The organism is Rathayibacter sp. VKM Ac-2835 (assembly GCF_013266705.1).
GTDB lineage: Bacteria > Actinomycetota > Actinomycetes > Actinomycetales > Microbacteriaceae > Rathayibacter.
Window position 1 is genome coordinate 107,628 of the sequence record NZ_JABSNQ010000002.1, and the last position, 23,618, is coordinate 131,245.

The window sequence follows — 23,618 nt, forward strand, 5'->3', positions numbered from 1 at the left end:
CCCTTCACCGAGCGGCACCGGACCGGTGCCGCACCGATCCGCGAGGCTGTGATGACCGACCCCGTGTTCCGCCTCACCGGCGCGGAGTCGATCGAGCGGCGCGGGCTGCGCGACCACGTCTACGACCGCGTTCTCGACGTGCTGCTCGGCCCGGACATCGAGCCGGGCATGCGCCTCTCGATCGACGCGGTGGCGCGCGAGCTCGGCGTCTCGCCGACGCCGGTGCGCGAGGCGCTCGTGCAGCTCGAGCGCACGGGCCTCGTCACCCGGGTGGCCAACAAGGGCTACCGGGTGGCGCCGCCGCTCGCCGACGACCAGCTGGACGCGCTCTTCGACGCGCGGCTGGTGCTCGAGAGCGGCGCGGCCGCCCTCGCCTCGGCGCACGAGGCGGCGCTGGTGCCGCGGCTGCAGGAGGCGCTCGCCGCGCACGAGGCGATGACCGTCGTCGTGCGCGCGGCCTCGACCGAGGGCGAGCTGCCGGTGGCGCTGCTGCGCGAGTACTTCGCGGTGGATTGGAACTTCCACCACCTGATCTTCGAGGGCACGCACAACCCGTTCCTGATCGACATGTCCGAGGCGATCTCGACGCGCGTGCACCGCATGCGCCAGACCGTGCAGACGGGCGTCAGCGACGCGGACGACGCCGTGGTGGAGCACCGGGCGATCGTCGACGCGTTCGCGGCCGGCCCCGAAGCGGCTGCGGCGGCGATGCGCGTGCACATCGAGCGGGTGCGCGAGCGCTCGCGCCGCGACTCCGTCCGCGCGCGCTAGCCGGCGCGCGGCCGAGCTCCGGCTCGCGGAACCGGCCCCGGCCCGCGGAATCCGCCTCGGCTCGCGGAACCGGGCGATCCCCGCGTGCCGGAGGTCGTCTCGCGTGCCGAAGTCGGCCCGACGGTGCGCTGTCAGAGCGCGAGGTGTGCGCGAGTGCGGCGACCCGTGCTGGTCGAGCAGCCGCGGAGCGGCGTATCGAGACCCGGCGTCTGCAGGGGGTGGATCTCGATGTGCCCGCTGCGCGGGCTGCTCGATCAGCATGGATGGCCGCTGCGCCGGTCGCTCGATCAGCATGGGTGCCCGCTGCGCGGGCTGCGCGGGCTGCTCGGGCGGCGGACGACGGAGGGCCCGGCCGCGCGGTGCGGTCGGGCCCTCCGAGCGGGCGGCTGCGGGTCAGTGGCCCGCCTGGACGCTCGTGGTCTCGAGCAGCTCGTCCGCCTTGGAGCCGCGGAAGAACTTGGTGCAGAACATCATGGCGGCCGCGAGGAACGCGAAGACGCCGAGGGAGACGACTCCCCACACGCCGCTCTCGGTGGGCACGGCCTCGTTGAAGCCGTTGCGCATCAGCGGGGCGACGAAGCCGCCCAGGTTGCCGAGCGAGTTGATCAGGCCGATGCCGGCCGCGGCCGCCGCTCCGGTGAGGAACGCGGTCGGGTAGGCCCAGGTGATCGGTCCGACGGAGAGGAAGCTCGCCACCGCGAGGGTGATGAACAGCAGGCCGAGGATCGGCTGTCCGGCCGATCCCGCCCAGGCCGAGCCGAAGATCGACAGGCCGGTGAAGATGTAGAACATCGCGCCCCAGGAGCGGCGGCGGCGGATGGTGTTGGCGTGCTGGCCCACGTAGTAGCAGGCGAACAGGCCCACCAGCCACGGGATGGCCGAGACGAGGCCGACCTGGAAGCCGACGTCCTGCCCGATCAGGTTCGCGACCTGCTGCGGGAGGTAGAAGGTGGTGCCGTAGACCGCGATCTGCAGGCAGAAGTAGATGATCGTGAAGTACCAGACCTTCCAGCTGGCCATCGCCTTCCAGATGCCGGTCGGGCCGTCGGCCTGGCGCACGGTGTCCTCGCGCTCCATCGCCGCCGTCAACGAGTCCTTCTCGCCCTGCGTCAGCCACTTCGCCTTCTGCGGATGGTTCGTCAGGAACTTCAGCGCCGCGAAGCCGGCGATCACCGCGAGCACGCCCTCGGTGAAGAACATCACCTGCCAGCCCTCCCACGGGGTGATCTGGTTGCCGACGCTGATCAGTCCGCCGCTGAGCGGGGCGCCGAGCATCTGCGAGAAGGGCTGCGCCAGGTAGAAGATCGCGAACATCTGCACGCGCACCTTGTTGGGGAACCACTCCGACAGGAACATGATCACGCCGGGGAAGAGGCCGGCCTCGGTCACGCCGAGCAGGAAGCGCAGGATGATGAACATCGTGTCGCCGGTGGTGAAGGCGAACGCCGCGGCCACGATGCCCCAGGTGACCGCGATGCGGGCCAGCCAGAACCGGGCGCCGAAGCGCTTGAGCAGCAGGTTGCTCGGGATCTCGAAGATCGCGTAGCCGATGAAGAAGATGCCGGCGCCGAGCGCGAACGCTCCGTCCGAGATGCCCCGGTCGACCGAGAGCGCCTCCTCGGCGAAGCCGACGTTGGTGCGGTCGAGGAACGCGACGAAGTAGAGGATGACGAGCATCGGCATCAGATGCCGCGACGCCTTCGAGATGGCGGATTTCAGCGCGGGATCACGGGTGGATCCGAGGGCTGGGGACGAGGTGGTCAAGGCGCTCTCCTTTGAGTCGGCCGAATGCGGTGAGGGGTGGGAGGGGTCAGGAGCCGAGCGCGGGCAGGATCTGCGCCATGCCGACGGCGACGAGGATCACGCCGACGCCGAGGAAGATCCAGCGGCCGAGCGACCAGGTTCCGGTGAGCTTGTTCATGGGGTGTCCGTTCGAGTGAGGGCCGGAGGCGATCAGTGCATGTAGAGGCCGCCGTCGACGTTCAGGGTCTGACCCGTCACGAAGCCGGAGTCCTCGCTGATGAGGTACGCGATCGCCGCGGCGATGTCGCGGGGCGTGCCTATGCGGGGGAGGACGCCGTCGGCGGCCATGGCCGTCTTGCGCTCCTCAGTGAGGGTGCCGCCCATGATGTCGGTGTCGATCGGGCCGGGGGAGATCGCGTTGACCGTGATCCCCTGCCCGCCCAGCTCGCGGGCGACGCTGCGGGTGAAGCCGATGACGCCGGCCTTCGCCGCCGAGTACGCGGTCTTGCTGAAGGTGCCGCCGCCGCGCTGCGCGGAGACGGAGGAGAGGCTGACGACGCGGCCGACGCCGCGGGTGATCATCGACTCCACCGCGCGGCGGGTGCTGAAGTGCACGCCGTTGAGGTTGACGTCGATCACCCGCTGCCACTCCTCGGGGGTGACCTCGAGGTAGGAGACGGGGGAGGCGATCCCGGCCAGGTTGACCAGCGCCACGACGGGCGGGAGGGCGGCCTCGAGCGCGTCGAAGGCGGCGCGGACCTGCGCGTCGTCGGCGACGTTCGCGCCGGCTCCCGCGGCCTGGACGCCGTGCTGCTCGGCGATCTCGGCGGCCACCTCCTGCGCGGCCTCGGCGTGGAGGTCGATGATCCCGACGTTCCAGCCCTGCTCGGCGAGGTGGTGGGCGGAGTAGCGGCCGATGCCGCGCGGGGACGCGGCGCCGGTGAGGACGACGGTCCGGGACTCGGGGAATGCGGTCATGAGGGTGCTCCTTCTCGGTCGGCGCGTCAGGCGATCGGCGCGGGGCCGAGCTCGTCCATCAGCTTCTTGATGGCGACGTAGGCGCGGTTGCGGTACGCGATCAGCTCGGCCGTGCGCTCGGCGGGCACGTCGAGGTAGCCGGCGCCGGACTTGGTGCCGAACTTCCCGGCGTCGACCAGCGCGGCCAGCGACTCCGGGGTGGCGAAGCGCTCGGGCCAGCGGGTCTGCAGCGAGGCGTAGCAGAAGGCGTAGACGTCGAGGCCGGCCATGTCGGCGATCGCGAACGGGCCGAAGACGGGGAGGCGGAAGCCGAAGGTGGTGCGGACGATCGTGTCGATGTCCTCCGGGGTGGCGATGCCCTCCTCGACGATCTGCGTCGCCTCGTGGAAGAGCGCGTACTGCAGGCGGTTGAGCACGAAGCCGGTGGAGTCCTTGACCCGCGCGGTCTCCTTGCCGGTCGCCGCGACGATCTCCTCCGCCAGCGCGATCGCGCTCTCGGCGGTGCCCTCGTGCGGGATCAGCTCGACGCCGGGGATGAACGGCGCGGGGTTGGAGAAGTGCACGCCGAGGAAGCGCTCGGGGTTCGTGACGGCCTCGGCCAGCGAGCCGATCAGGATCGTCGAGGTGTTCGAGCCGATCACGGCGTCGGGGCGCGCGGCGGCGCTGATCCGGCGGAGGGTCTCGTGCTTGATCTCGATCTTCTCGGGCACCGCCTCCTCGATGAAGTCGGCGGTCGCGACGGCCTCCTCGATCGACGCGGCGGGGGAGAGATTCTGCCGGATGCGCTCGACCGCGTCCTCGGGGAAGAGGCCGTCGGCGACGAACTGCGCGGTCTCGGTGAGCAGGCGCTCGTAGTTGCTGCGGGCGATCTCCTCGGAGATGTCGGCGATGACGACGGTGGCGCCGGAGAGCGCGAGGACCTGGGCCATGCCTCCGCCCATGTAGCCGGAGCCGACGACGGCGATGGTGCGCGCGGTCGGGGCGGTGGTGCCGGTGGTGCCGGTGGTGTCTGCGGTGTCTGCGGTGTCGCTCATGGTGGTGCGTTCCTTACTGCGAGGCCCGGGCCGCGCGGGGCAGCAGCGAGCGGATGTAGGTCTGGTTGGTCGAGCACATGCCGAGGCTGTCGCCGCCGTAGTGCTCGGCGAGGAGGATGCCGCGGAAGCCGCCCTCGATCGCGTCGCGCAGGACCTGGCGGTAGTTGATGAGACCGGCCTCCATGGTCGAGGGGACCGAGGTGGCCCAGGAGCCGTCGGCCGACTCGTCGCGGGTGTAGTTCTTCACGTGCATGTAGTTGGCGTAGGGGAGGGTCTTCGCGAACAGCTCGCGCCAGTCCTCGACCGGGCGGTGCAGGCGGATCAGGTTCGCGACATCGGGGTTGAGGCCGACGTTGTCCAGGCCCACCTCCTCGACGAAGCGGACGGCGCTGTCGGCGGTGCCGAGGTAGGTGTCCTCGTAGAGCTCGAGCGCGAGCGGGAGGCCCACGTCGGCCGCGTGCGTGCCGAGCTCGCGGATGCGGCTGACGGCGGCGTCCCAGACGTCGCGGTCGTCGGGGTCCTTCGGGCCCTGCGCGGTCCAGAACCACAGGGCGCGCTTCTGCGCGTCGCTGAACGGCTGGTGCAGACCGGTCGAGAAGACCTGCATGCCCCACTCGGCGGCGGCGTCGATGGTGCGGTGCGCGTAGGCGAGGTTCTTCTCCTCGTGCCCGGGCATGATCACGCTCTGGCGCTGCAGGTGCACGGAGGGGATGCCGATGCCGTGCGACCTCGCGATGCTGAGGAACTCGTCTCGGCGCGAGGGCTCGAGGTCGGCGGGGCGGACGTGGCTGTCGGCGAGCTCGGCGAGGGTGAAGCCGACCTGCTCGACCTGGGCGAACATGTCGTCCCAGACCTCGGGGGCCGCGTCGTGCAGGGCGACGCCGTCGCGGCCGACGGGCGGGATGCCGTGCAGGCAGGTGGCGATCGGCCAGGTCTCGGCGGTCCAGGTGTCCGGGTTCCAGTCGACGCCGTCCCAGGACTGCGCCCCCTGGAGGTTCGGCGTGGGAGTGCTCTCGCTCATCAGTGCTCCATTGCGCTCGATGCGACCGGCGTTGGCCGCACAAAAGATCCTATAGGAAATATAGTCCTGGAGCGGCGGAGCGCAAGGGGCGGGTGGTCGGCGAAGGCCCGGCGCAACCAAGGCTGGGGAGGGTGATCGGCGACGTCATCGACGGAATCGGGCGGTGAGCCTTCGTTGTGCGGAGGTGCGCGGGCGGACAGCCGGACGGCGGGGACCCCCGAGGGGATCCCCGCCGTCAGCGGTGGTGCGGTGGTGCGGTGGGCGTCAGCTCAGCGTGGAGCGGACCGCCGCGCGCGCCTGGTCGAGCGCGTTGCGCAGGGCGTCCGTGCTCGCCGCGCTCACGGAGCCGTGGGCGGCGGCCGTGCGCAGCTCGGCGCGCAGCTCGTCGCGGAACTCGGTGAGCAGCACCTCGGCGTCGCGCAGGGCGAGCCGGGAGGCGGTGCGCGCGTCGACCGGCGCGGCGTGCTCCGCGGAGTCGGACGGAGCGTCCTGCGGGCGCTCGCCCGTGGTGGAGTCCGTCGACTCCGCCGGGGCGGGCGTCTCGGCCGAGTGCTCCGGCCCGCCGCGCGACGGGCGCGAGTCGCGGGCGGCGGACGCCAGGTCCGCGCGGAGGCTCTTCATCGCCTCCGCGACGCCGAGGCGCACCTCGTCGGCCAGGCGGCGGACGGAGTCGGTCAGCTCCTCCTCGATGTCGCCGAGGTCGGTCGCGCGGTTCGCGAGCTCGGCACGGCCCGCGTCGGTGATGGAGTAGACGGTCTTGCGGCCGTCGGCCTCCTTGGTGACCAGGCCCTCCTCCTCGAGCTTCGCCAGGCGCGGGTAGACCGTGCCGGCGCTCGGGGCGTAGGTGCCGCCGAAGCGCTCGCTGAGCGCCTGGATCAGCTCGTAGCCGTGCTTGGGCGACTCCGCGAGAAGGTTGAGCAGGTAGAGGCGCAGACGTCCGTGCGCGAAGACGGGGCTCACAGCGCGCTCGCGTCGGTGAGGCGCTGCGCGGCGGGAGCGGCGGGGGAGCGGCGGACGACGGTGACGGCGCCGGTCACCGAGTTGGCGGTGACGTCGACCCACTTCGAGTCGAGCGAGCCGGTGGTCGCGGTGTAGCCGCGGCCGAACGTGCCCTTCACGACCTCGCCGTCGAGCTGCAGCGTGCCGGTGGCGGTGTTGATCCGGTAGCGGGCGCCGAGGCCCTCGTCGATCCGGATGGTGAGGTCGCCGCTGACGGTGTTGCACTGGATCTCGTCCGGGGCGTCCTCGGCGTCGACGAAGACGCTGCCCGAGACTCCGTCGACGGAGAAGCGGGTGAGCGCGCCGGCGGTGGTGACGTCGCCCGAGACGGTGTGCGCGGTGACGCGGCCGGTGTGGTTGCGGACCGAGAGCTCGCCGTGGACGGTGTTCGCCTCGATGTCGCCGCGCAGGCCGTCGATGACGATGTCGCCGCCGACCGTGGAGACGCGGGCGTCCGAGTGCAGTCCGGAGACGAGGCCGTCGGCCGAGACGGTGTCGAACTTCAGCGCGACGCCGCGGGGGACGAGGAGGCTGATGTCGGCGCGGTCGCCGTTGCGGCCGAGGCCCTTCGCGACGTCGACGACGGTGTCCCAGCGGAGCTGGATGTGGTCGACCTCGAGGCGGTCGCCGTCCATCGAGACCTTGAGCGGCCGGCCGGAGACGCTGTGCACCTCGACGCGGGCGGTGGGCTCGTCGTGCCCGATGACGTCGATCTGACCGCCGACCAGGGCGATCTTGATCGCGCGGACGACGTCGAGGTCGATGACCTTCGTCTCGCCCGCCTGCACGAGCCATTTCTCGAGCGACATGGTGCTCCTCCTCCTGCGCCCTCATGGGGCGATCCTGCTGCTGGTGATGCCGGGACGACTCGCGATATAGCGCGAGTCGATGGAAGTCACGATATATCGCGTCTCGAGGCGCGGGCAAGGGCGCTCGGCGATCACTCAGGAGACGCGGTCCGTCTGCTAGACCGGGGGCATGGATCCGCTCGCGGCACTGCAGGAGATCGCCGCCCTGCTCGAGCAGGAGCGGGCGTCGAAGTACCGCGCGAAGGCGTTCCGCAAGGCGCTCGCCGTGCTCGAGGGCATGGCCGAGGGCGAGCGGGCCGACCTGGCGCTCGTCCGCGCGGCGCCGGGAATCGGCGACACGACCTTCACCGTGATCCGCCAGGCGCTCGAGGGGCGGGTGCCGGACTACCTCGCCGGGCTGCGCGGGACGGCGTCCCTGCCGGAGAGCGCGCTCCGGAGCCTGCTCCGCGGCGATCTGCACAGCCACAGCGAGTGGTCCGACGGTGCGACGCCGATCGCCGCGATGGCCGATGCGGCCCGGTCGCTCGGGCACGAGTACCTCGCGCTGACCGACCACTCGCCGCGGCTGCGGGTCGCGCACGGGCTGAGCGCCGAGCGGCTCGCCGACCAGCTGGAGCACCTGGCCGGCCTCGACACCGGGTCGCTGCGCCTCCTGAGCGGGATCGAGGTCGATGTGCTGGAGGACGGCGCGCTGGACCAGTCGGAGGAGATGCTCGCGCGGCTCGACGTGGTGGTCGCGAGCGCGCACTCGAAGCTGCGGATGCCGAGCCGGGAGATGACGCGGCGCCTGGTCGCGGCGGCGGCGCATCCGCGGACCCGCGTGCTCGGGCACGTCACCGGGCGGCTCGTCACGGGGGAGCGCGGCACCCGCCCGCCGTCCACCTTCGACGCGGAGGCCGTCTTCCAGGCGTGCGCCGAGCACGGGACCGCCGTCGAGATCAACTCCCGCCCCGAGCGGGAGGACCCGCCGGACGAGCTGATCGCGCTCGCGCTGGAGGCCGGCTGCCTCTTCTCGATCGACAGCGACGCGCACGCCCCCGGCCAGCTCGGCCTCCTCGACTACGGCGCCGAGCGCGCTGAGCGCCTCGGCGTCCCGCCCGACCGCATCGTCACGACGTGGCCGCTCCCGCGACTCGTGGAGTGGCTGGCGGGCTGATCCCCGCCGCGAGATGCCACTTGCACACTCGTTCTGCGGCGTGTCGAGCTCATGAGCGGCATCTCGCGGAAAGCGAAGTCACGGGTGGTACCCCCTTGACAGAAGGAGCTAGCGCGGGGGGAGTTCGGGCGCAAGTAGTGATTTCCCAGCGCGGGGAGCGGCATGCTCGTGGGGGCGGTCCTGTGACGCGCCCCCTTCCGCTCCGACCAGACCAGGTGATCCCGTGGCCACGCAGACCGTTCTCGACGCCGTGCGCGCAGCGCCCACCCTCCTGGAGGCGATCCGGGCGGCCGACGCGCTGACGATCGCCGCTGTCAGCGACGGGGGCGGTCGCGCCGTGCGCCTGCTCACCCGCGCGGCCCTCGACCCCGCCGACCAGCTCACCGCCATCGCCGCGGTGCACTCGCTCGCGCAGGTCTTCGACGAGGAGGCCGACCTCGCGCTGCTCCGGCTGCTCGCCGACGAGCGGGCCTTCCTCCGCGAGCACGCCGCCTGGGCGTTCGGCGGGCGACTGCCGCGGCCGGCCGCCGTCGGACCGCTGCTCCGGATGATCCGCGACGGCGGCTTCGCCGGCATGCTCGCGCAGCGCACCCTGCTGCTCTGGGCGTCCTCCGCGCCCGACCTCGTCGCCCTCGCGCTCGAGGGCGCGCTGATCGGCGAGCGCGACCGCGACGTCCGTGCCCGCTACGTCGAGACGATGGGGCTGGTCCCCGGCGCGATCGCCGAGCGCACCCTCCTGCACATCGCCGCCGACGAGGGCGAGGTGTTCGAGGCGCGCGCCGCGGCCGCCGACGCGCTCGGCGAGCGGCCCTCCGACGACGCCGCGCTGATGCTCGCCCGCCTCGGCGAGATGCCGGAGCCGCTCGGACCCGTCGCGCGCGTCGCGCTCGCCGACCGCGCCATCGCCCCGGTGACCGGCGCGGGCCCGACCGTCGCCCAGCTCTTCGTGCACGCCGACATCGACGGCACCCTCACCCGCGTCGGGGCCGGCGACAACGGCGGCATCGCGACCCTCCTCGTCCGCCTCGGCGACGCGCTGACCGAGGAGGAGGGCATCGACCGGGTCCTCACGCTCTCGCGCGGCACCCCCGCCGAGGCCGAGCGCGCCCTGGCCGATCTGCCCGCCGCGGGCCACGGCTTCGCCCCGGTGCCCTTCGTCGGCGACGCCGTGCCGATGCCGCAGGCCTGGCCGCGCCGCATCGCCGCCGAGCGCGGCATCCGCCGCATCCTCCGCGCCGCCGGCCGCGTCGACGTCCTGCACCTGCGGATGGCCGACGTCGGCTCGCTCGCCGCGGCCGCGGTCGCCCGCGAGCTCGAGATCCCCGTCGTCTTCACCGTCGCGCCCGACCCGCACGCCCTGATCGCGGGACTCGACGCGAGCGGCGCCCTCTCGCGCGCCGACTTCGGCGACCGCGACGCCGTCGAGCACTTCTGGTTCCGCGTGCGCCTCGTGCAGCGGCTCGCCGCCGACGCGGCGCACACCGTGCTCTTCCCGCGCGCCGAGCTGGCGGAGACGATGCGCGACATGCTCGGCATCGACATCACCGCGCACCCCGAGCGGCACACGATCGTGCCGGAGGGGATCGACGTCCGCCTCGTCGAGCGCGGCGAGGACGCGGCCCGCGCCGCCGCCGCGGGCGAGGACGTCGCCCTCGACGCCGGCGACGACCTCTCGGCGCTCGACGCGCTGCTGGCGGAGCTGCCGGCCGAGCGCCGCGGGCTGCCGCTGCTGCTCAGCGTCGGGCGCCTGCACCGGGTGAAGGGGATGGCGACGCTCGCCGAGGCGTGGGCCGGCTCGCCGCTGCGCGATCGCGCGAACCTCCTCCTGGTCGGCGGCGACCTCGCCGAGCCGAGCCCGGACGAGACCGAGCAGCTCGACCGCCTCCGCGCCGTCGCCGCCCGGTCCGGCTCGGCCGGCGGTCTGCTGCTCGCCGGGCACCGCCCCAACGGCACGGTGGCCCGCTGGCTCGGCGCCGTCCGCCACGGCCGGCCCGGTCTCGCCGCGGCCGGCGGCGCGTACGTCTGCGCGAGCGTCAAGGAGGAGTTCGGCATCGCGCTGCTCGAGGCGCTCGCCGCGGGTCTGCCCGTCGTCGCCCCGGCCACGGGCGGCCCCGCGACCTACGTGGAGGAGGGCGTGACCGGCTTCCTGGTCGACACCACCGACCACGAGGCGCTCGCCGTCGCCGCCTGCCTCGCGCTCGACCTCGCCGCGGGCCCGCTCGCCGAGTTCTCCGCCGAGCGCGGCCGCGCCATGGTGCTCGAGCGCTACACGATCGAGGCGATGGCGCACGCGCTCTCCGGCGTCTACGTCCGGGCGACGGCCGACCAGGAGCGGCCGCTGCGCTGCGACCTCGTGCTGGGCGCCTCGTGACCCTGCTGATCGTCAGCCCCGACTACGCGTCGCACCTGCTGCCGCTGGCGACCCTCGGCACCGCCTGGCGCGCGGCCGGGGAGCGCGTCGTGGTCGCGACCGGAGACGCGACGCGCTCGATCGTCGACGGCTTCGGCTTCGAGCACGTCCCGCTCCGGCTCGGCCGCGGCTCGAACCCGGGGACCATCCGGGCGGAGGAGCAGGCGCCCGACGAGGGCGACTCGCTCCGCGGCTTCTTCGACGCGACCCGCCGCGGCATGGTGCCGACCCTGGAGTACCAGGCGCGCGAGCGGCTGACCGATCTGCTCTGGGACCCGGCGGGCGTCTCCGCGCGGCTGCGCGAGATCCTCGACGAGGTCCGGCCCGACGCGATCGTCGTCGACCACCTCGCCTTCACCGCGCGGGTCGCCCTGCGCGCGCTCGGCGTGCCGTACGGCGACGTGGTGCTCGGCCACCCGAGCGCACTGACGGTGCCGGGCGAGGTCTACGGCTTCCCGCCCGTCTGGCCCGACGCCTTCGCGCCGTCCGCCGAGGACCTGGCGCGGCTGCGCGCGCTCTGCGAGCGGGTGCGCGACTCCTTCACGGCGGAGTGGAACGCCGCGCTGACCGCCCTCGACCCGGCGGCACCGCTCAGCCTCGACGCCTTCGCCGAGAGCGGCGACGTGCTGCTGCTGAACTACCCCGGCGAGCTGCACGACGCGGCGCGGACGGCGCAGCTGCCGCCGCACGCCTTCCTCGGCTCGGCCGTCCGCGGGGAGCCGCGCGACGCCGAGGTGGAGGAGTGGCTGGCCGCGTCGGACGACCCGGTGGTCTACGTGAGCTTCGGCAGCTTCCTCTCGGTGCGCGACGACGTGCTCGCGCGGGTGGTCGCGGCGCTGGCCGGGGTCTCGGTCGACGGGCGGCCGGTGCGCGTCGCCCTCGCGTCGGGGGCGACCGATCCGGCGGCGCTCGGCGATGCGCCCGCCGGCTGGCTGGTGCGCGGGTTCCTGCCGCAGGTGACGCTGCTCGGGCGCTCCGCGCTGGCGGTCACGCACGGCGGCAACAACAGCGTGACGGAGGCGATGACGGCGGGAGTGCCGCTCGTCGTCCTGCCGTTCTCGACGGATCAGTTCGCCGGGGCTGCGGCGCTGGAGGACGCGGGAGTGGCCGAGGTGCTCGATCCGAACAGCGCGACGGCGCCCGAGCTGGCGGTCGCCGCCGGTCGGATGCTGGCGCTGGACGGGGCGGCGCGGGAGCGGCTCGACGAGCTGTCGGCGGCGCTCCTCGAGACGACCGGACCCGAGCGCGCCTACGCTGCGCTGGCGCACGCCGCGTCGTGAGCACGGAGGACGGGCCCGCCGGCGACGGACCGCTCGACGACGGACCCACCGACGACGGACGCTGGCTGGTCGTGAACGGCCGCCGCTGGCGCCGCACCGACCCGAGCCTCCCCGAGGACGTCGTCGCGGCGCTGAAGTCGCACCTCGGCCGCGGCCGCTCCGGCGTCCGCACGGCGAAGAAGGCCGGCGACGAGGCCGCGGTCGCCGCCGCCCGCCGGCGGACGGGCCTGGCCAAGCACGGCCTCGGCGAGCGCGGTCCGAAGTGGTGGGACGAGCCCGAGTCCGCCCGCCTCGCCCGCGCGCTGGCGGCCCTCCACGACCTCGACGCCCTTTAGTCCCCACTCCCTCCCGCGAGATGCCACTCGGGTACGCCTTCCACGGCGTGTCGCGTACCCGAGTGGCATCTCGCGGAGGGGGGTCAGAGCAGGGACTCCGCGAGGGAGAGGGCGCCTCGGACGCCGGCCTCGTCGCCGAGCGCCGGAGGGACCAGGCGCAGGCGGCCTCCGCCGGTGCCGTTGGCGCCGGGAGCGCCCATCAGGCGCTCCACCTCCGCCTCGGTGGCGGCGAGCAGGCCGGGCGTCTTGGCGACGCCGCCGCCGACGATCGCGAGGCGGACGCCCGCGACGTAGACGAGCGTCGTGACGAGCTGCGCGAGGTAGAACGAGCTGATGCGCAGATTCGCCGCCGCGTTCTCGGGGCCGAGGCTCGAGCCGTCCACACCCCAGCGCGCCGAGATCGCCGGGCCGGCGACGAGCCCCTCGAGGCAGTCGCCGTGGAACGGGCAGGTGCCCTCGAAGCGGTCCTCCGGGTGCCGGCGCGGCAGCACGTGCGCCACCTCGGGCCAGCCGCTGCCGGCGAGCAGGCGTCCGCCGGCGATGATGCCGCCGCCGACTCCCGTGCCGACCGTGAGGTAGACGAAGTCGGGCTCGCCCTGCCCGGCGCCCCAGCGCGCCTCGCCGAGGGCGGCGCCGTTGACGTCGGTCACGAGGGCGGTGCGCGCGCCGGGCGCCGCGGCCTCGAGCGGGGACAGCACGTCGGCGCCCTCCCAGCCGAGCTTGGGCGTGGAGGTGAGCTGGCCGTAGCCGGGGGAGGCGGGGTCGATGTCGAGCGGGCCGAACGAGGCGACGCCGATCGCGGCGATCGTGCCCTCGACGCCGTGGTCGCGGGTGAACGCGGCGAGGTCGCCGAGGGTCTCCGCGGGTCCGCGGGTGGGCAGGGTCGTCTTCGCGAGGATCCGCTCGGGGTCGTCGAGGCCGGCGACCGCGGCGACGACCTTGGTGCCGCCGGTCTCGATGCCGAGGAGGAGGGCGCGGCTCTGCGCTGCGGAGGTCACCGGGTCAGCAGGCCGCGACCTTGGCGACCGCGGACGAGAGCGTGAGCTCGCTGCCGAGGACGGTCGCGTAGTCGAGGTGCAGGCGCTTCAGCGAGTCGACCGTCTCGGCCGGGACGCAGGCGGGCCGGCTCAGCGAGATCGGCGAGCCGTTCGCGGCGGCGGCCGTCGCTCCGGACAGCGCGTCGGCGAAGCCCTCGCCCGAGGCGAGGAAGGTCGTGTCGGTGAGCTCGGCCGGGGCGTAGGCCTCGTTGACCAGGCGGCTGGTGGCGTAGCGGCTCTCGCCGCCGATCCGCTCCGTTCCGTCGACCACGCCCGACGAGACGAGCTGGGCCTGGATGCCCGCGGAGATCGAGGGCTCCTGGCCGATCACGACGGCGGTCGCCGGGTCGAGGCGGGAGATCGCCGTGCGGCTCGCCGCGTCGAGGTCGGGCTCCGCGCCGTCGACCAGGAGCACGGGCTCGCCGAGGCGGCCGGCGACCGGCGCGACCGAGAGCGCGTCGGGGAAGTTGCCGCCCGTGGCGAGGAAGACCTCGTCGGCCGAGCCGGCGGGGAACGCGTCCGCGACGAGCAGGCGCGAGGTGTCGTAGCGGTCGGTGCCGCCGATCCGCACGACCGAGCCGGCGACGGCGTCGATCGCCTGGAAGACGGCCGGTGAGACGGTCAGGTCGCTGCCGACGACGACGACCTTCTTCGGGGCGAGCCGCTGGATCTCGGCGCGCGTGACGGGGAAGAGCTGATCCGGGTCGGTCAGTAGCAGGGCGCCGCCCTGGACCGCAGCGGCCGGACCGGCGCTCAGCGCGTCCGCCCAGCCGCCGCCGCTCGCGACGTAGAGCACCGGCACGCCCGGCGCGACCGACTGCGTTGTCGCGACGGAGGTGCCGTAGCGGTCGCTGCCGGAGATGCGGATCGAGGAGAAGGACCAGGGCTCGGGCGCGAAGTCGACGGCCGTGACCGGGCCGCCGGTGACGGCGACCTCCGTCGAGTCGCCCACCCAGTCGGTGCGCTGCCAGAACTGGTCGCCGACGGTGGGGACGGCTGAGCCGGTCGGCTTCTCGACCACGCGGACGACGTACGAGCCGTTCTCCAGGCCGGTGAGGGTGTAGCCACCCGCGGCTCCTGCGCCGAGGGTCGTCTCGGTCGAGGCGACGAGGTCCGCGTCCCTCGGGTCGCCGTCGATGTCCCAGGCCTGCACCACGAAGCGGTGCGAGCCGGCGACGGCGGGCGCCGTGACGGTGCCGCTGATCGCGCCGTCGGCGGCCGTCGCGGCGGAGGCGGGCCCGGCGACGAGGCCCGTGACGGCGAGGGCGCCGACCGCGAGCGAGGAGAGGGAGAGCGGGAGCGCTGAGGAACGGCGGCGTCGAGGAGTCACAGTGTGGCTTTCCGTTGAGCGCGGCGGGCCGCGGCGGACACGATGGTTCGAATGCTAACGGCCCCGGTCGGAGGAGTGGTCCCCCGACCGGGGCGCGTTCGCACGGTGATTCCCGGGCCCGGCGTCAGCAGCCGCGGAGCGAGGCCACGTCGGCGGAGAGCGTGCGCACGCTGCCGAGCAGGAAGATCCGGTCGAGGTCCTGGCCCTGCATCGCCCGGCGGGTCAGGGCGGGGACGCAGTTCGGCTCGCTCAGGTAGAGCGGGGCGCCGATCGAGGCGGCGGCCGGGCCGGCCGCGAGGGCGTCGGCGAAGCCGGTCGCCGATGCGAGGAAGGCGGTGTCGACGAGCGGCGAGGGCGGGTAGGCCGCGTTGAGCAGGCGGCTGGTGTCGTGCCGGTCGGTGCCCGCGATGCGGTTCACAGTGCCGGTGAGGCCCGAGGCCCGGAGCTCGGACTCGATGCCGCTCGAGATCGTGTTCGTGCCGCCGATGAGCTGGCCGCGGCCGGCGTCGAGGCGGTCGATCGCGGCCCGGGTCCGCTCACCGAGAGCGGGCTGCGCTCCGTCGACGAGGAGCACCGGCTGGTCGGTGCGGCCGGCGATCGGCGCGACCGACAGGGCGTCGGGGAAGTTGCCGCCGGTGGCGAGGAACACGGTGCCGAAGCCGGGCGTGGGGAAGGCGTTCTCGACGATCTTCCGCGAGGTGTCGTAGCGGTCCGAGCCGGCGATGCGGGTGATGGCCGGGGCGAAGGTGGCGAGCCGGTCGTAGACGGCGTCGGAGACCGAGAACGCGTCGCCGACGACGACGATCCTCCTCGGCGAGAGGCGCGTGATCTCGGCGGCGAGGATGTCGGGGACGTCGTCGCGGTTGGTCAGGAGGAGGGCGCCGTCCTGCGTCGCGGCCGCGGGGCCGGCGCTGAGGGCGTCCGCCCACTTCTCGCCGCTCGCGACGTAGAGGACGGGGAGGTCGTCGGGGAAGTAGGCCCTGGTCACCGCGATGGCGGTCGCGATGCGATCGTCGCCCTGCAGGCGCCCGACCTCGGACACGTACGCGGTCGGGGTGAAGTCGACGCCGGTGCGGCCGGCGGCGGGGACGGGGACGATCGCCGCGCCGTTCAGGCGGGGAAGGTTCGAGAAGTACTGGTCGTCGTAGGACGGGTAGCCGGGCTCGGCGAGGCGGAAGACCCACTCGCCGGCGGGGAGCGCCTCCTGGGCGGTGGTCCACGCGTCGGCCGCGCCCGGGAGACCGGAGGTGCGGACCTCGGCGAACGGGTAGTAGGCCTTGGACGCGCGCTCGTACCAGTAGGGCTGCACGACGAACGAGGTGGTCGAGACGCCGGAGACCGCGGCGGCGGTGACGGTGCCGGAGGCGGCGGTCGCGCGGGGGAGGCTGATCGCGACGTCGGTCCGGGACTCGCCGATGCCGTCCGCCTCGACGTCGATCGGGGTGTCGCCGAACCAGGTCGGGTACCAGCTGGGGTCGCCGTCGACCGAGGCGAGGAGGTAGTAGGCCTCGCCGCCCGGGAGGGTGAGCGAGAAGGCGGCCTCGGTGGCGATCGTGCGGATCTCGGTGCCCGCGCCGTTCTCGACGCGGAGGCGGTAGGCGGCTCCGGTCGGGGCGGGGTGCGCCTCGTCGGTGTCCTTCAGCGAGATGGTGCCGGAGAGGACGATCTCGGCGGCCGGGTCGGCGGCGACGGCGTCGCGCTGCGTCTTCGCGTTCGACAGCGCGCGGTCGAACGCGTCGGTGCTCGCGGTCGGCGTCGCGGCGCCGACTGGGGCGTCCTCCTGCGCCTGCGCCGGACCGGCGGCGAGGCCGGTGAGCAGCACGGCGGAGACGCCGAGTGCGGTGAGAGGAGCGAGCGGCCGACGGCGGCGAGGAGTCACGGCAGATCTTTCGAGAGGATCCGCGGCGGACCGCGGGCGGACACGGTGCCTGAATGCTAGCTGCCAGGGTGCCTCGAGAACTCTCGCGGACCCGCCCCTGCAGACCCCCATCCGGGGGCCCGGCGCGGATCGGCGGCCCCATGGCGGCCGCGGCCGCGGCGGCGCGCCATGCTGATCGAGCAGCCCGCGCAGCGGGCGTATCGAGATCCACGCGCCCTCACGCCGGGGAGCGCACGCCCGTCAGCTGCTCCGAGACGTCCCAGAGGCGGCGGGCGTCGTCGGCGCTGCGCAGCGGTGCCCAGGGGGTGCGGCGCGCCGCCGGCCCGCCGATCAGCCGGGTCGGGCCGTAGAACCCGCCGCCGTCAGGAGCGGTGGCCGCCAGGAGGGCGGGCTGCGCGGCGCTCTCGACGGTGCCGGCGATGCCCAGCCGCGCGAGCAGCACGATCAGGCCGCGGCCCCGCACCTGCTCCGTGCGGCCGAGGCCGGGCTGCGCCGCCAGCAAGTTCGTCGGCGAGACGCCGGGGTGCGCGAGGGTGCTCGTCACTCCCCATCCGGCCGCGGCGCTCCGGGCCTCCAGCTCGCGGGCGAAGAGGCCGACCGCGATCTTCGACTGCACGTAGGAGCGCATCGCGTCGTACTCGCGGGCGCCGTCGAGGTCGTCCCAGGCGATCGCTCCGCTGCGCGCGGCGATGCTCGTCTGGTGCACGACGCGGGCGTTCGCGAGCAGCGGCAGCAGGCCGAGCGTCAGTGCGAAGTGGCCGAGGTGGTTCGTGCCGAACTGCAGCTCGACGCCGTCCTCCGTCACCTGCCGCTGCGGCGGCTGCATCACGCCGGCGTTGTTCACGAGCAGGTCGATCGGGCGGCCGCCGGCCAGCAGGCCCTCGGCGAGCGCGGACACCGAGCGGAGGGAGGAGAGGTCGAGCGGGCGCGTGCTCACGACGGCGCCGGGCGTCGAGCGCCGGATCCCCGCCGCGGCCGCCTCGCCCTTCGCCGCCGAGCGCACGGGCAGGACCAGCTCGGCGCCGGCCGCGGCGAGCCGGGTGGCGATCACGCGGCCGATGCCGTCGCTCGCGCCGGTGACGACGGCGAGCCGACCGGACAGGTCGGGGATCGGGATGCTGCGGGTCATGGGGACTCCTCGGTGCCGGTGGGCGGTCGCTGGTCGGTGTGCGTCCCATGCTCGGCCGATCCGGCGAGCGGAGGCAGGGCCCGCCGATCCACCGATGCGGGGTCCACCGCTGCGACGCACGGCTGCGGTCCCACACCCGCCGCCACCGGCCCGCCGCCCGCCGCTCAGACCGGAGCGCCCACCACCGCGAGCAGCTCCAGCTTCCCCGCGCTCTCGCTCCCCGGCACCGCCGTGTAGACGAGGAGCCGGTGCGACTGCTCCGGATCGAGCAGCGTCTGGCACTCCAGCTCGAGCAGCCCGACCGTCGCATGCCGGAAGCGCTTGATCGCCGGCGGCCGGAGACCGACCTGGTGCTCGGCCCAGAGCGCCCGGAACTCCTCGCTCCGGCCCGCCACGAGAGCGGCGAGCTCCGCCGCCCGCGAGCCGGGGCCGCGCAGGGTCGCGAGCTCGCGCAGCCCCGCCACGTAGACCCGCGAGAGCTGCGCCCGCTCCTCCTCCGGATACGCCTCCCGCGCCGCGGACTCGGTGAACCAGCGGTAGCCGAGGCTGCGCTCGGCGCCGGTGCGGAGCGAGGCGTCGCCCAGCAGTGCCGCGCCGAGCGGGGTCTGCCGGAGCGTCTCGCCCAGCTCGGTGACGATCTCGGCGGGGGTGTCGCGCAACCGGTCGAGGATCCGCAGCAGGCCGGGCTCGATGTGCTCGCCCGCGCTGCCCCGGGCGGGCGGGCGGTGACCGGCGAGGCGGAAGACGTGGTCGCGCTCGCCGAGCGAGAGGTGCAGCCCCTGCGCGATCGACGCGATCATCTGCTCCGACGGCTGCGGCCCGGTGCCGCGCTCGAGCCGGGCGTAGTAGTCGGTCGACATGTGGCAGAGCGCGGCCGCCTCCTCGCGCCGCAGCCCTGCGGTGCGGCGGCGCGGGCCGCGGGTGAGCCCGACGTCCTCGGGCTGCAGCGCCTCGCGGCGGAGTCGGAGGAACGTCGCCAGGCCGTTGCGATCGATCACGGAGCCGCCTCTCGTCGGGACTCCCGTTCTACCCCGGCCGCGGCGCCCGTGCCACGGATCGTCGATCCGCCCCTCCGCGACCCGGAGCGCCTCCCCGCTGCGATCCTGCGCGCAGGACGTCGAAAGTGAGCGATTCCGTGCGTCTCCTGGCGGAAATCGCAGGATCTGCGCGTGCGAGACTGGCTGCGAGCGTGCTCCACCCCGCCGTGCGGGGGACGGAGCCACTGGACCCGGTCCGCTCATCCGCATCCTTTCGCAGGAGGACTCGAATGACCGACACCGCCGTGCTCGCCACCGCCCCGACCCGGACCGCCGTCTCCAAGACGATCCTGATGTGCCGCCCCGAGCACTTCACCGTCGTGTACCGCATCAACCCGTGGATGGACCCGCAGGTCCCCACCGACACCGCGCTCGCCGTGCACCAGTGGCAGACGCTGTACGACACCTACGTCGAGCTCGGCTTCGACGTGCAGCTGATCGAGCCCGAGGCCGGCCTGCCCGACATGGTCTACGCCGCGAACGGCGGCTTCGTGATCGACGGCATCGCCTACGGCGCCTCCTTCACCTACCCCGAGCGCCAGCCCGAGGGCCCCGCCTACATGGACTGGTTCCGCGGCGCCGGCTTCGACGTGCGCGTGCCCGAGGAGGTCAACGAGGGCGAGGGCGACTTCCTCCTCGTCGGCGAGCGGATCCTCGCCGGCACCGGCTTCCGCTCCGCCTCCGACTCGCACGCCGAGGTCGCCCGGATCTTCGGCCGCGAGGTCGTCACCCTCGAGCTGGTGAACCCGTCGTTCTACCACCTCGACACCGCGATCGCCGTGCTCGACGACACGAACATCGCCTACCTGCCGAGCGCGTTCAGCGAGGAGGGCAACCGCGTCCTGCGCGAGCTCTACCCCGACGCGATCCTGGTCTCGGAGGAGGACGCGTCCGTCCTCGGCCTCAACTCCTTCTCCGACGGCCTGAACGTCGTCATCGCCTCGCGCGCGGCCGGCTTCGAGCGCCAGCTGCGCGAGCGCGGCTACAACCCGATCGGCGTCGACCTGTCCGAGCTGCTGCTCGGCGGCGGCGGCGTGAAGTGCTGCACCCTCGAGCTGCGGCGCTGAGCCGCCCCCCCCTTCTCCCTCACCCACTCTCCAGAAGTCGTCGTACTCGGCACTCGAGTACGACAACTCTTGAGGAGTCGATCGTCCTCAGGAGGCACGACATGAGCATCACCGAGACCGACCGTTCCGCCGAGCTGATCGCCGCGGAGGAGGCGCACGCCGCGCACAACTACCACCCGCTGCCCGTCGTCGCCGCGACCGGCGAGGGCGCGTGGATCACCGATGTCGAGGGGCGCCGCTACCTCGACTGCCTCGCCGCCTACTCCGCCGTCAACTTCGGCCACTCGCACCCGGTGCTGCTGGACGCCGCGCGCGCCCAGCTCTCGCGGGTGACCCTCACCAGCCGCGCGTTCCACAACGACAAGCTCGGCCCGTTCGTGACGGCGCTCGCCGCCCTCGCCGGCAAGGACATGGTCCTGCCGATGAATACGGGCGCCGAGGCGGTCGAGTCCGGCATCAAGGTCGCCCGCGCCTGGGGCTACCGGGTGAAGGGCGTCGCGCCGGGCCGCGCGAACATCATCGTCGCGGCCGGCAACTTCCACGGCCGCACCACCACGATCATCTCCTTCAGCGACGACGCGGAGGCGCGCGACGGCTTCGCGCCGTTCACGCCCGGCTTCCGCACGGTGCCGTTCGGCGACGCGGCGGCCCTCGAGGCCGCGATCGACGAGGACACCGTCGCCGTGCTGATCGAGCCGATCCAGGGCGAGGCGGGCATCGTCGTCCCGCCGGCCGACTACCTCCCCGCCGTCCGCGAGATCACCGCCCGGCACAACGTCCTCTTCATCGCCGACGAGATCCAGTCCGGCCTCGGCCGCACCGGTGCGACCTTCGCCTGCGACCTCGTCGACGTCGTCCCGGACGTCTACCTGCTGGGCAAGGCGCTCGGCGGCGGCATCGTGCCGGTGTCGGCGGTCGTCGCGAACGCCGACGTGCTCGGCGTGCTCCAGCCCGGCCAGCACGGCTCGACCTTCGGCGGCAACCCGCTCGCCGCCGCCGTCGGCCTCGCGGTCGTCGAGCTGCTCGCGACCGGCGAGTACCAGGCGCTGGCCCGCGAGCGCGGCGCGCAGCTGCACGCCCGCCTCACCGCGCTCATCGGGCGCGGCGTGGTCGCCGTCCGCGGCGCCGGACTCTGGGCCGGCATCGACATCGACCCCGCTCTCGCCTCGGGCCGCGCCGTCTGCGAGGCCCTGATGGCCCGCGGCGTCCTGGCCAAGGACACCCACGGCTCGACGATCCGCCTCGCCCCGCCGATCGTCGTCACCGCCGCCGAGATCGACTTCGCCGTCGACGAGCTGGAGGCCGTCCTCGACTCCCTGCGCTGACGCTCCCCCGAGATGCCACTTGTGCACGCTTTCCTCGGCGTGTCGCGCTCACAAGTGGCATCTCGCGGAAGGCGCTGAGCCCCCTCGACCGGCGACGGCGAGGGGGCTTCGTCGTGCCGAGGCGCGTCGAATCCGGCGCTGTGCGGGCAACTCGCGGCGGATGCTGTCATGCTGGACGCGGCCGCCGCGGTCTCTGCAGCGATCCGATCACTTCCGGATCCACCTCCTCACCGCGACCCGCGCCCCCACCCGCACCGCTCCCGGTGCCGCACGATGCGGCGCGGAGCACGACCCGGGTGGCCGCGGACGAGGCCGTGCAGAGCACCGGACCCACCCGGCGCCTGCGACCACACAGACCACCTGCGCCGAGGCGCTCCGCACGAAGCGGGGGCCGCGCGCACCAGCACGACGCCACGTCCCCCACCGGAAAGCACCCATGCGAAACGCCAGAACCGCCAAGCCCGTTCGCCACCACCTCGAGCTCCCCGCCCCGAAGCCGCTGGAGAAGGGCGGCATGCGCATCACGCCGCTCGGCGGCCTGGGCGAGATCGGTCGCAACATGACCGTCTTCGAGCACAAGGGCAAGCTGCTCATCGTCGACTGCGGCGTGCTCTTCCCCGAGGAGAACCAGCCCGGCATCGACGTGATCCTGCCCGATTTCGCCGCGATCCGCTCGCGCCTGAAGGACATCGAGGCGATCGTGCTCACCCACGGCCACGAGGACCACATCGGCGGCGTGCCGTACCTCCTCAAGGAGCGCGGCGACATCCCGATCATCGCGTCGACCTTCACCCTCGCGCTGATCACCGCGAAGCTCACCGAGCACCGCATCACCCCGCGCACCCGCCCGGTGAAGGAGGGCGACCGGATCGACGCCGGCGTCTTCGACCTCGAATTCCTCGCGGTCAACCACTCCATCCCCGACGGCCTCGCGGTCGCCATCCGCACCGAGGCCGGCCTCGTGCTGCACACCGGCGATTTCAAGATGGACCAGTTCCCGCTCGACGGCCGCACCACCGACCTCCCCGGCTTCGCGCGCCTCGGCGACGAGGGCGTCGACCTCTTCCTGGTCGACTCCACCAACGCCGACGTCCCCGGCTTCGCGATCTCGGAGGGCGACCTCGCCCCCGCGATCGACCAGGTCTTCCGCACCGCCCCGCGCCGCATCGTCGTCTCGAGCTTCGCCAGCCACGTGCACCGCATCCAGCAGGTGCTCGACGCGGCGCAGAAGCACGGCCGCAAGGTCGCGTTCGTCGGCCGCTCGATGGTCCGCAACATGGGCATCGCCGCCGAGCTCGGCTACCTCAAGATCCCGGCCGGCCTCGTCGTCGACATGAAGGTGCTCGAGAAGCTGCCCGCGACCGAGATCGTGATGATCTGCACCGGTTCGCAGGGCGAGCCGATGGCGGCGCTCTCGCGGATGGCCAACAAGGACCACATCATCGACATCGGCCCCGGCGACACCGTGCTGCTCGCCAGCTCGCTGATCCCCGGCAACGAGAACGCGATCTACCGGATCATCAACGCCTTCACCCGCTGGGGCGCCACCGTCGTGCACAAGGGCAACGCCAAGGTGCACGTCTCGGGTCACGCCAGCGCGGGCGAGCTCGCCTACTGCTACAACATCCTCCGTCCGACCGCGGTCCTGCCCGTGCACGGCGAGTGGCGCCACCTCACGGCGAACGCCGCGATCGCGACCCGGACCGGCATCGACGAGAAGAACGTCTTCGTCATCGAGGACGGCGTCTCGATCGACCTCGTCAAGGGGCGCGCGCGGATGAGCGGCCGCATCCCCGCCGACCTCGTCTTCGTCGACGGCACCACGATCGGCGTCGCGACCGAGGACGCGATGGTCGACCGCCGCGTCCTCGCCGAGGAGGGCGCCATCACGGTGCTCGCCATCGTCGACCTCGACCGCGGCACGCTCGGCGAGCCGGTCGAGTTCTTCACCCGCGGCTTCGTCGAGGAGCCGAGCTGGAAGGACAACGCCAGCAAGGCGATCGACGACGCGGTGCTGCAGGCCGCCGGCCAGCCGACCGACCGCGATGCGATCGAGAAGCTGATCACCCGCACCCTCGGCCGCTGGCTGACCCGCCGTCACCGCCGCAACCCGGTCATCACCACGATCGTCGTCGAGGAGTAAGCCTCCGCCCCATGCACGACAAAGGCTGGATGGCCGCGATCGCTCCTTTCCCGGGGTGATCCGGCCGTCCAGCCTTTCTCGTGCACCGTTCACCGTCGCGAACACCCTCCGCGCGGCGCCGCTCCCGGAACTGCC

The 23,618-nt window shown here is 73.6% G+C and carries 19 protein-coding genes; 8 read left to right on the forward strand and 11 right to left on the reverse strand.

Features of this window, described 5'->3' with window-relative positions; all coding sequences use genetic code 11:
- Nucleotides 1-51 precede the first annotated feature (51 nt).
- The gene (locus HRK28_RS08455) at nucleotides 52-771 is read left to right on the forward strand and encodes a GntR family transcriptional regulator (protein ID WP_173251093.1); all 720 of its coding nucleotides are present in this window, start codon (nucleotides 52-54) and stop codon (nucleotides 769-771) included.
- Nucleotides 772-1,164: 393 nt separating this feature from the next.
- Here HRK28_RS08455 and HRK28_RS08460 read toward each other — a convergent pair whose 3' ends face one another.
- The 6 genes from HRK28_RS08460 to HRK28_RS08485 all read right to left on the reverse strand — a co-directional run bounded on the left by HRK28_RS08460 (nucleotide 1,165) and on the right by HRK28_RS08485 (nucleotide 7,355).
- Nucleotides 1,165-2,535, reverse strand: a complete 1,371-nt coding sequence (locus HRK28_RS08460) for an MFS transporter (RefSeq protein ID WP_254304714.1) — start codon at nucleotides 2,533-2,535, stop codon at nucleotides 1,165-1,167.
- A gap of 189 nt (nucleotides 2,536-2,724) precedes the next feature.
- Complete coding sequence (locus tag HRK28_RS08465; protein ID WP_173251094.1) at nucleotides 2,725-3,492, reverse strand: SDR family NAD(P)-dependent oxidoreductase; 768 nt, start codon at nucleotides 3,490-3,492, stop codon at nucleotides 2,725-2,727.
- Nucleotides 3,493-3,518: 26 nt separating this feature from the next.
- Nucleotides 3,519-4,526 carry a 3-hydroxyacyl-CoA dehydrogenase family protein gene (locus HRK28_RS08470; RefSeq protein ID WP_173251095.1) on the reverse strand — a complete coding sequence of 336 codons (1,008 nt, stop codon included), beginning with the start codon at nucleotides 4,524-4,526 and terminating at the stop codon, nucleotides 3,519-3,521.
- Nucleotides 4,527-4,539: 13 nt separating this feature from the next.
- The gene (locus HRK28_RS08475) at nucleotides 4,540-5,547 is read right to left on the reverse strand and encodes a sugar phosphate isomerase/epimerase (protein WP_173251096.1); all 1,008 of its coding nucleotides are present in this window, start codon (nucleotides 5,545-5,547) and stop codon (nucleotides 4,540-4,542) included.
- 264 nt (nucleotides 5,548-5,811) lie between these two features.
- Nucleotides 5,812-6,507, reverse strand: a complete 696-nt coding sequence (locus HRK28_RS08480) for a PadR family transcriptional regulator (protein WP_173251097.1) — start codon at nucleotides 6,505-6,507, stop codon at nucleotides 5,812-5,814.
- Entirely contained in the window at nucleotides 6,504-7,355 is an 852-nt protein-coding gene (locus HRK28_RS08485; protein WP_160091085.1) for a hypothetical protein, read from the reverse strand. Before HRK28_RS08485 ends, HRK28_RS08480 begins: the two co-directional genes overlap by 4 nt.
- Nucleotides 7,356-7,524: 169 nt before the next feature.
- Here HRK28_RS08485 and HRK28_RS08490 point away from each other — a divergent pair, with 169 nt between their 5' ends.
- The 4 genes from HRK28_RS08490 to HRK28_RS08505 all read left to right on the forward strand — a co-directional run bounded on the left by HRK28_RS08490 (nucleotide 7,525) and on the right by HRK28_RS08505 (nucleotide 12,536).
- A complete protein-coding gene (locus HRK28_RS08490) occupies nucleotides 7,525-8,511 on the forward strand; it encodes a PHP domain-containing protein (protein WP_173251098.1) in 987 nt (328 codons plus the stop codon).
- 223 nt (nucleotides 8,512-8,734) lie between these two features.
- Entirely contained in the window at nucleotides 8,735-10,882 is a 2,148-nt protein-coding gene (locus tag HRK28_RS08495; RefSeq protein WP_173251099.1) for a glycosyltransferase, read from the forward strand.
- Nucleotides 10,879-12,201 (forward strand): glycosyltransferase, encoded by a 1,323-nt coding sequence (locus HRK28_RS08500; RefSeq protein WP_173251100.1) that lies wholly within the window; start codon nucleotides 10,879-10,881, stop codon nucleotides 12,199-12,201. The genes HRK28_RS08495 and HRK28_RS08500 overlap by 4 nt, the downstream gene beginning before the upstream one ends.
- A gap of 65 nt (nucleotides 12,202-12,266) precedes the next feature.
- Complete coding sequence (locus HRK28_RS08505) at nucleotides 12,267-12,536, forward strand: biopolymer transporter Tol (RefSeq protein WP_173251953.1); 270 nt, start codon at nucleotides 12,267-12,269, stop codon at nucleotides 12,534-12,536.
- 83 nt (nucleotides 12,537-12,619) lie between these two features.
- Here the strand turns inward: HRK28_RS08505 and HRK28_RS08510 are convergent, their stop codons facing one another.
- The 5 genes from HRK28_RS08510 to HRK28_RS08530 all read right to left on the reverse strand — a co-directional run bounded on the left by HRK28_RS08510 (nucleotide 12,620) and on the right by HRK28_RS08530 (nucleotide 18,909).
- Nucleotides 12,620-13,534 carry an ROK family protein gene (locus tag HRK28_RS08510; protein ID WP_173251101.1) on the reverse strand — a complete coding sequence of 305 codons (915 nt, stop codon included), beginning with the start codon at nucleotides 13,532-13,534 and terminating at the stop codon, nucleotides 12,620-12,622.
- 4 nt (nucleotides 13,535-13,538) lie between these two features.
- The gene (locus HRK28_RS08515) at nucleotides 13,539-14,903 is read right to left on the reverse strand and encodes a cell wall-binding repeat-containing protein (RefSeq protein ID WP_173251102.1); all 1,365 of its coding nucleotides are present in this window, start codon (nucleotides 14,901-14,903) and stop codon (nucleotides 13,539-13,541) included.
- Nucleotides 14,904-15,027: 124 nt separating this feature from the next.
- Entirely contained in the window at nucleotides 15,028-16,782 is a 1,755-nt protein-coding gene (locus HRK28_RS08520; RefSeq protein ID WP_173251103.1) for a cell wall-binding repeat-containing protein, read from the reverse strand.
- A gap of 217 nt (nucleotides 16,783-16,999) precedes the next feature.
- A complete protein-coding gene (locus tag HRK28_RS08525; protein ID WP_173251104.1) occupies nucleotides 17,000-17,911 on the reverse strand; it encodes an SDR family oxidoreductase in 912 nt (303 codons plus the stop codon).
- A gap of 164 nt (nucleotides 17,912-18,075) precedes the next feature.
- Nucleotides 18,076-18,909: a helix-turn-helix domain-containing protein gene (locus HRK28_RS08530; RefSeq protein WP_173251105.1), complete on the reverse strand. Its 834-nt coding sequence runs from the start codon at nucleotides 18,907-18,909 to the stop codon at nucleotides 18,076-18,078.
- A 269-nt stretch (nucleotides 18,910-19,178) separates the two neighbouring features.
- Here HRK28_RS08530 and ddaH point away from each other — a divergent pair, with 269 nt between their 5' ends.
- The 3 genes from ddaH to HRK28_RS08545 all read left to right on the forward strand — a co-directional run bounded on the left by ddaH (nucleotide 19,179) and on the right by HRK28_RS08545 (nucleotide 23,483).
- On the forward strand, nucleotides 19,179-20,015 hold the full coding sequence (gene ddaH / locus HRK28_RS08535) for a dimethylargininase (protein ID WP_173251106.1): 837 nt from the start codon (nucleotides 19,179-19,181) through the stop codon (nucleotides 20,013-20,015).
- A gap of 101 nt (nucleotides 20,016-20,116) precedes the next feature.
- Nucleotides 20,117-21,340: an ornithine--oxo-acid transaminase gene (gene rocD, locus HRK28_RS08540; protein ID WP_160091074.1), complete on the forward strand. Its 1,224-nt coding sequence runs from the start codon at nucleotides 20,117-20,119 to the stop codon at nucleotides 21,338-21,340.
- Between the two features lie 514 nt (nucleotides 21,341-21,854).
- A complete protein-coding gene (locus tag HRK28_RS08545) occupies nucleotides 21,855-23,483 on the forward strand; it encodes a ribonuclease J (RefSeq protein ID WP_208543821.1) in 1,629 nt (542 codons plus the stop codon).
- Nucleotides 23,484-23,618 lie beyond the last annotated feature (135 nt).

Coding starts and splice junctions, on each gene's coding strand:
- HRK28_RS08455 (WP_173251093.1), top strand. CDS start 52: ATGACCGACCCCGTGTTCCGCCTCACCGGCGCGGAGTCGATCGAGCGG.
- HRK28_RS08465 (WP_173251094.1), bottom strand. CDS start 3,492: ATGACCGCATTCCCCGAGTCCCGGACCGTCGTCCTCACCGGCGCCGCG.
- HRK28_RS08470 (WP_173251095.1), bottom strand. CDS start 4,526: ATGAGCGACACCGCAGACACCGCAGACACCACCGGCACCACCGGCACC.
- HRK28_RS08475 (WP_173251096.1), bottom strand. CDS start 5,547: ATGAGCGAGAGCACTCCCACGCCGAACCTCCAGGGGGCGCAGTCCTGG.
- HRK28_RS08485 (WP_160091085.1), bottom strand. CDS start 7,355: ATGTCGCTCGAGAAATGGCTCGTGCAGGCGGGCGAGACGAAGGTCATC.
- HRK28_RS08490 (WP_173251098.1), top strand. CDS start 7,525: ATGGATCCGCTCGCGGCACTGCAGGAGATCGCCGCCCTGCTCGAGCAG.
- HRK28_RS08525 (WP_173251104.1), bottom strand. CDS start 17,911: ATGACCCGCAGCATCCCGATCCCCGACCTGTCCGGTCGGCTCGCCGTC.
- ddaH (WP_173251106.1), top strand. CDS start 19,179: ATGACCGACACCGCCGTGCTCGCCACCGCCCCGACCCGGACCGCCGTC.
- rocD (WP_160091074.1), top strand. CDS start 20,117: ATGAGCATCACCGAGACCGACCGTTCCGCCGAGCTGATCGCCGCGGAG.
- HRK28_RS08545 (WP_208543821.1), top strand. CDS start 21,855: ATGCGCATCACGCCGCTCGGCGGCCTGGGCGAGATCGGTCGCAACATG.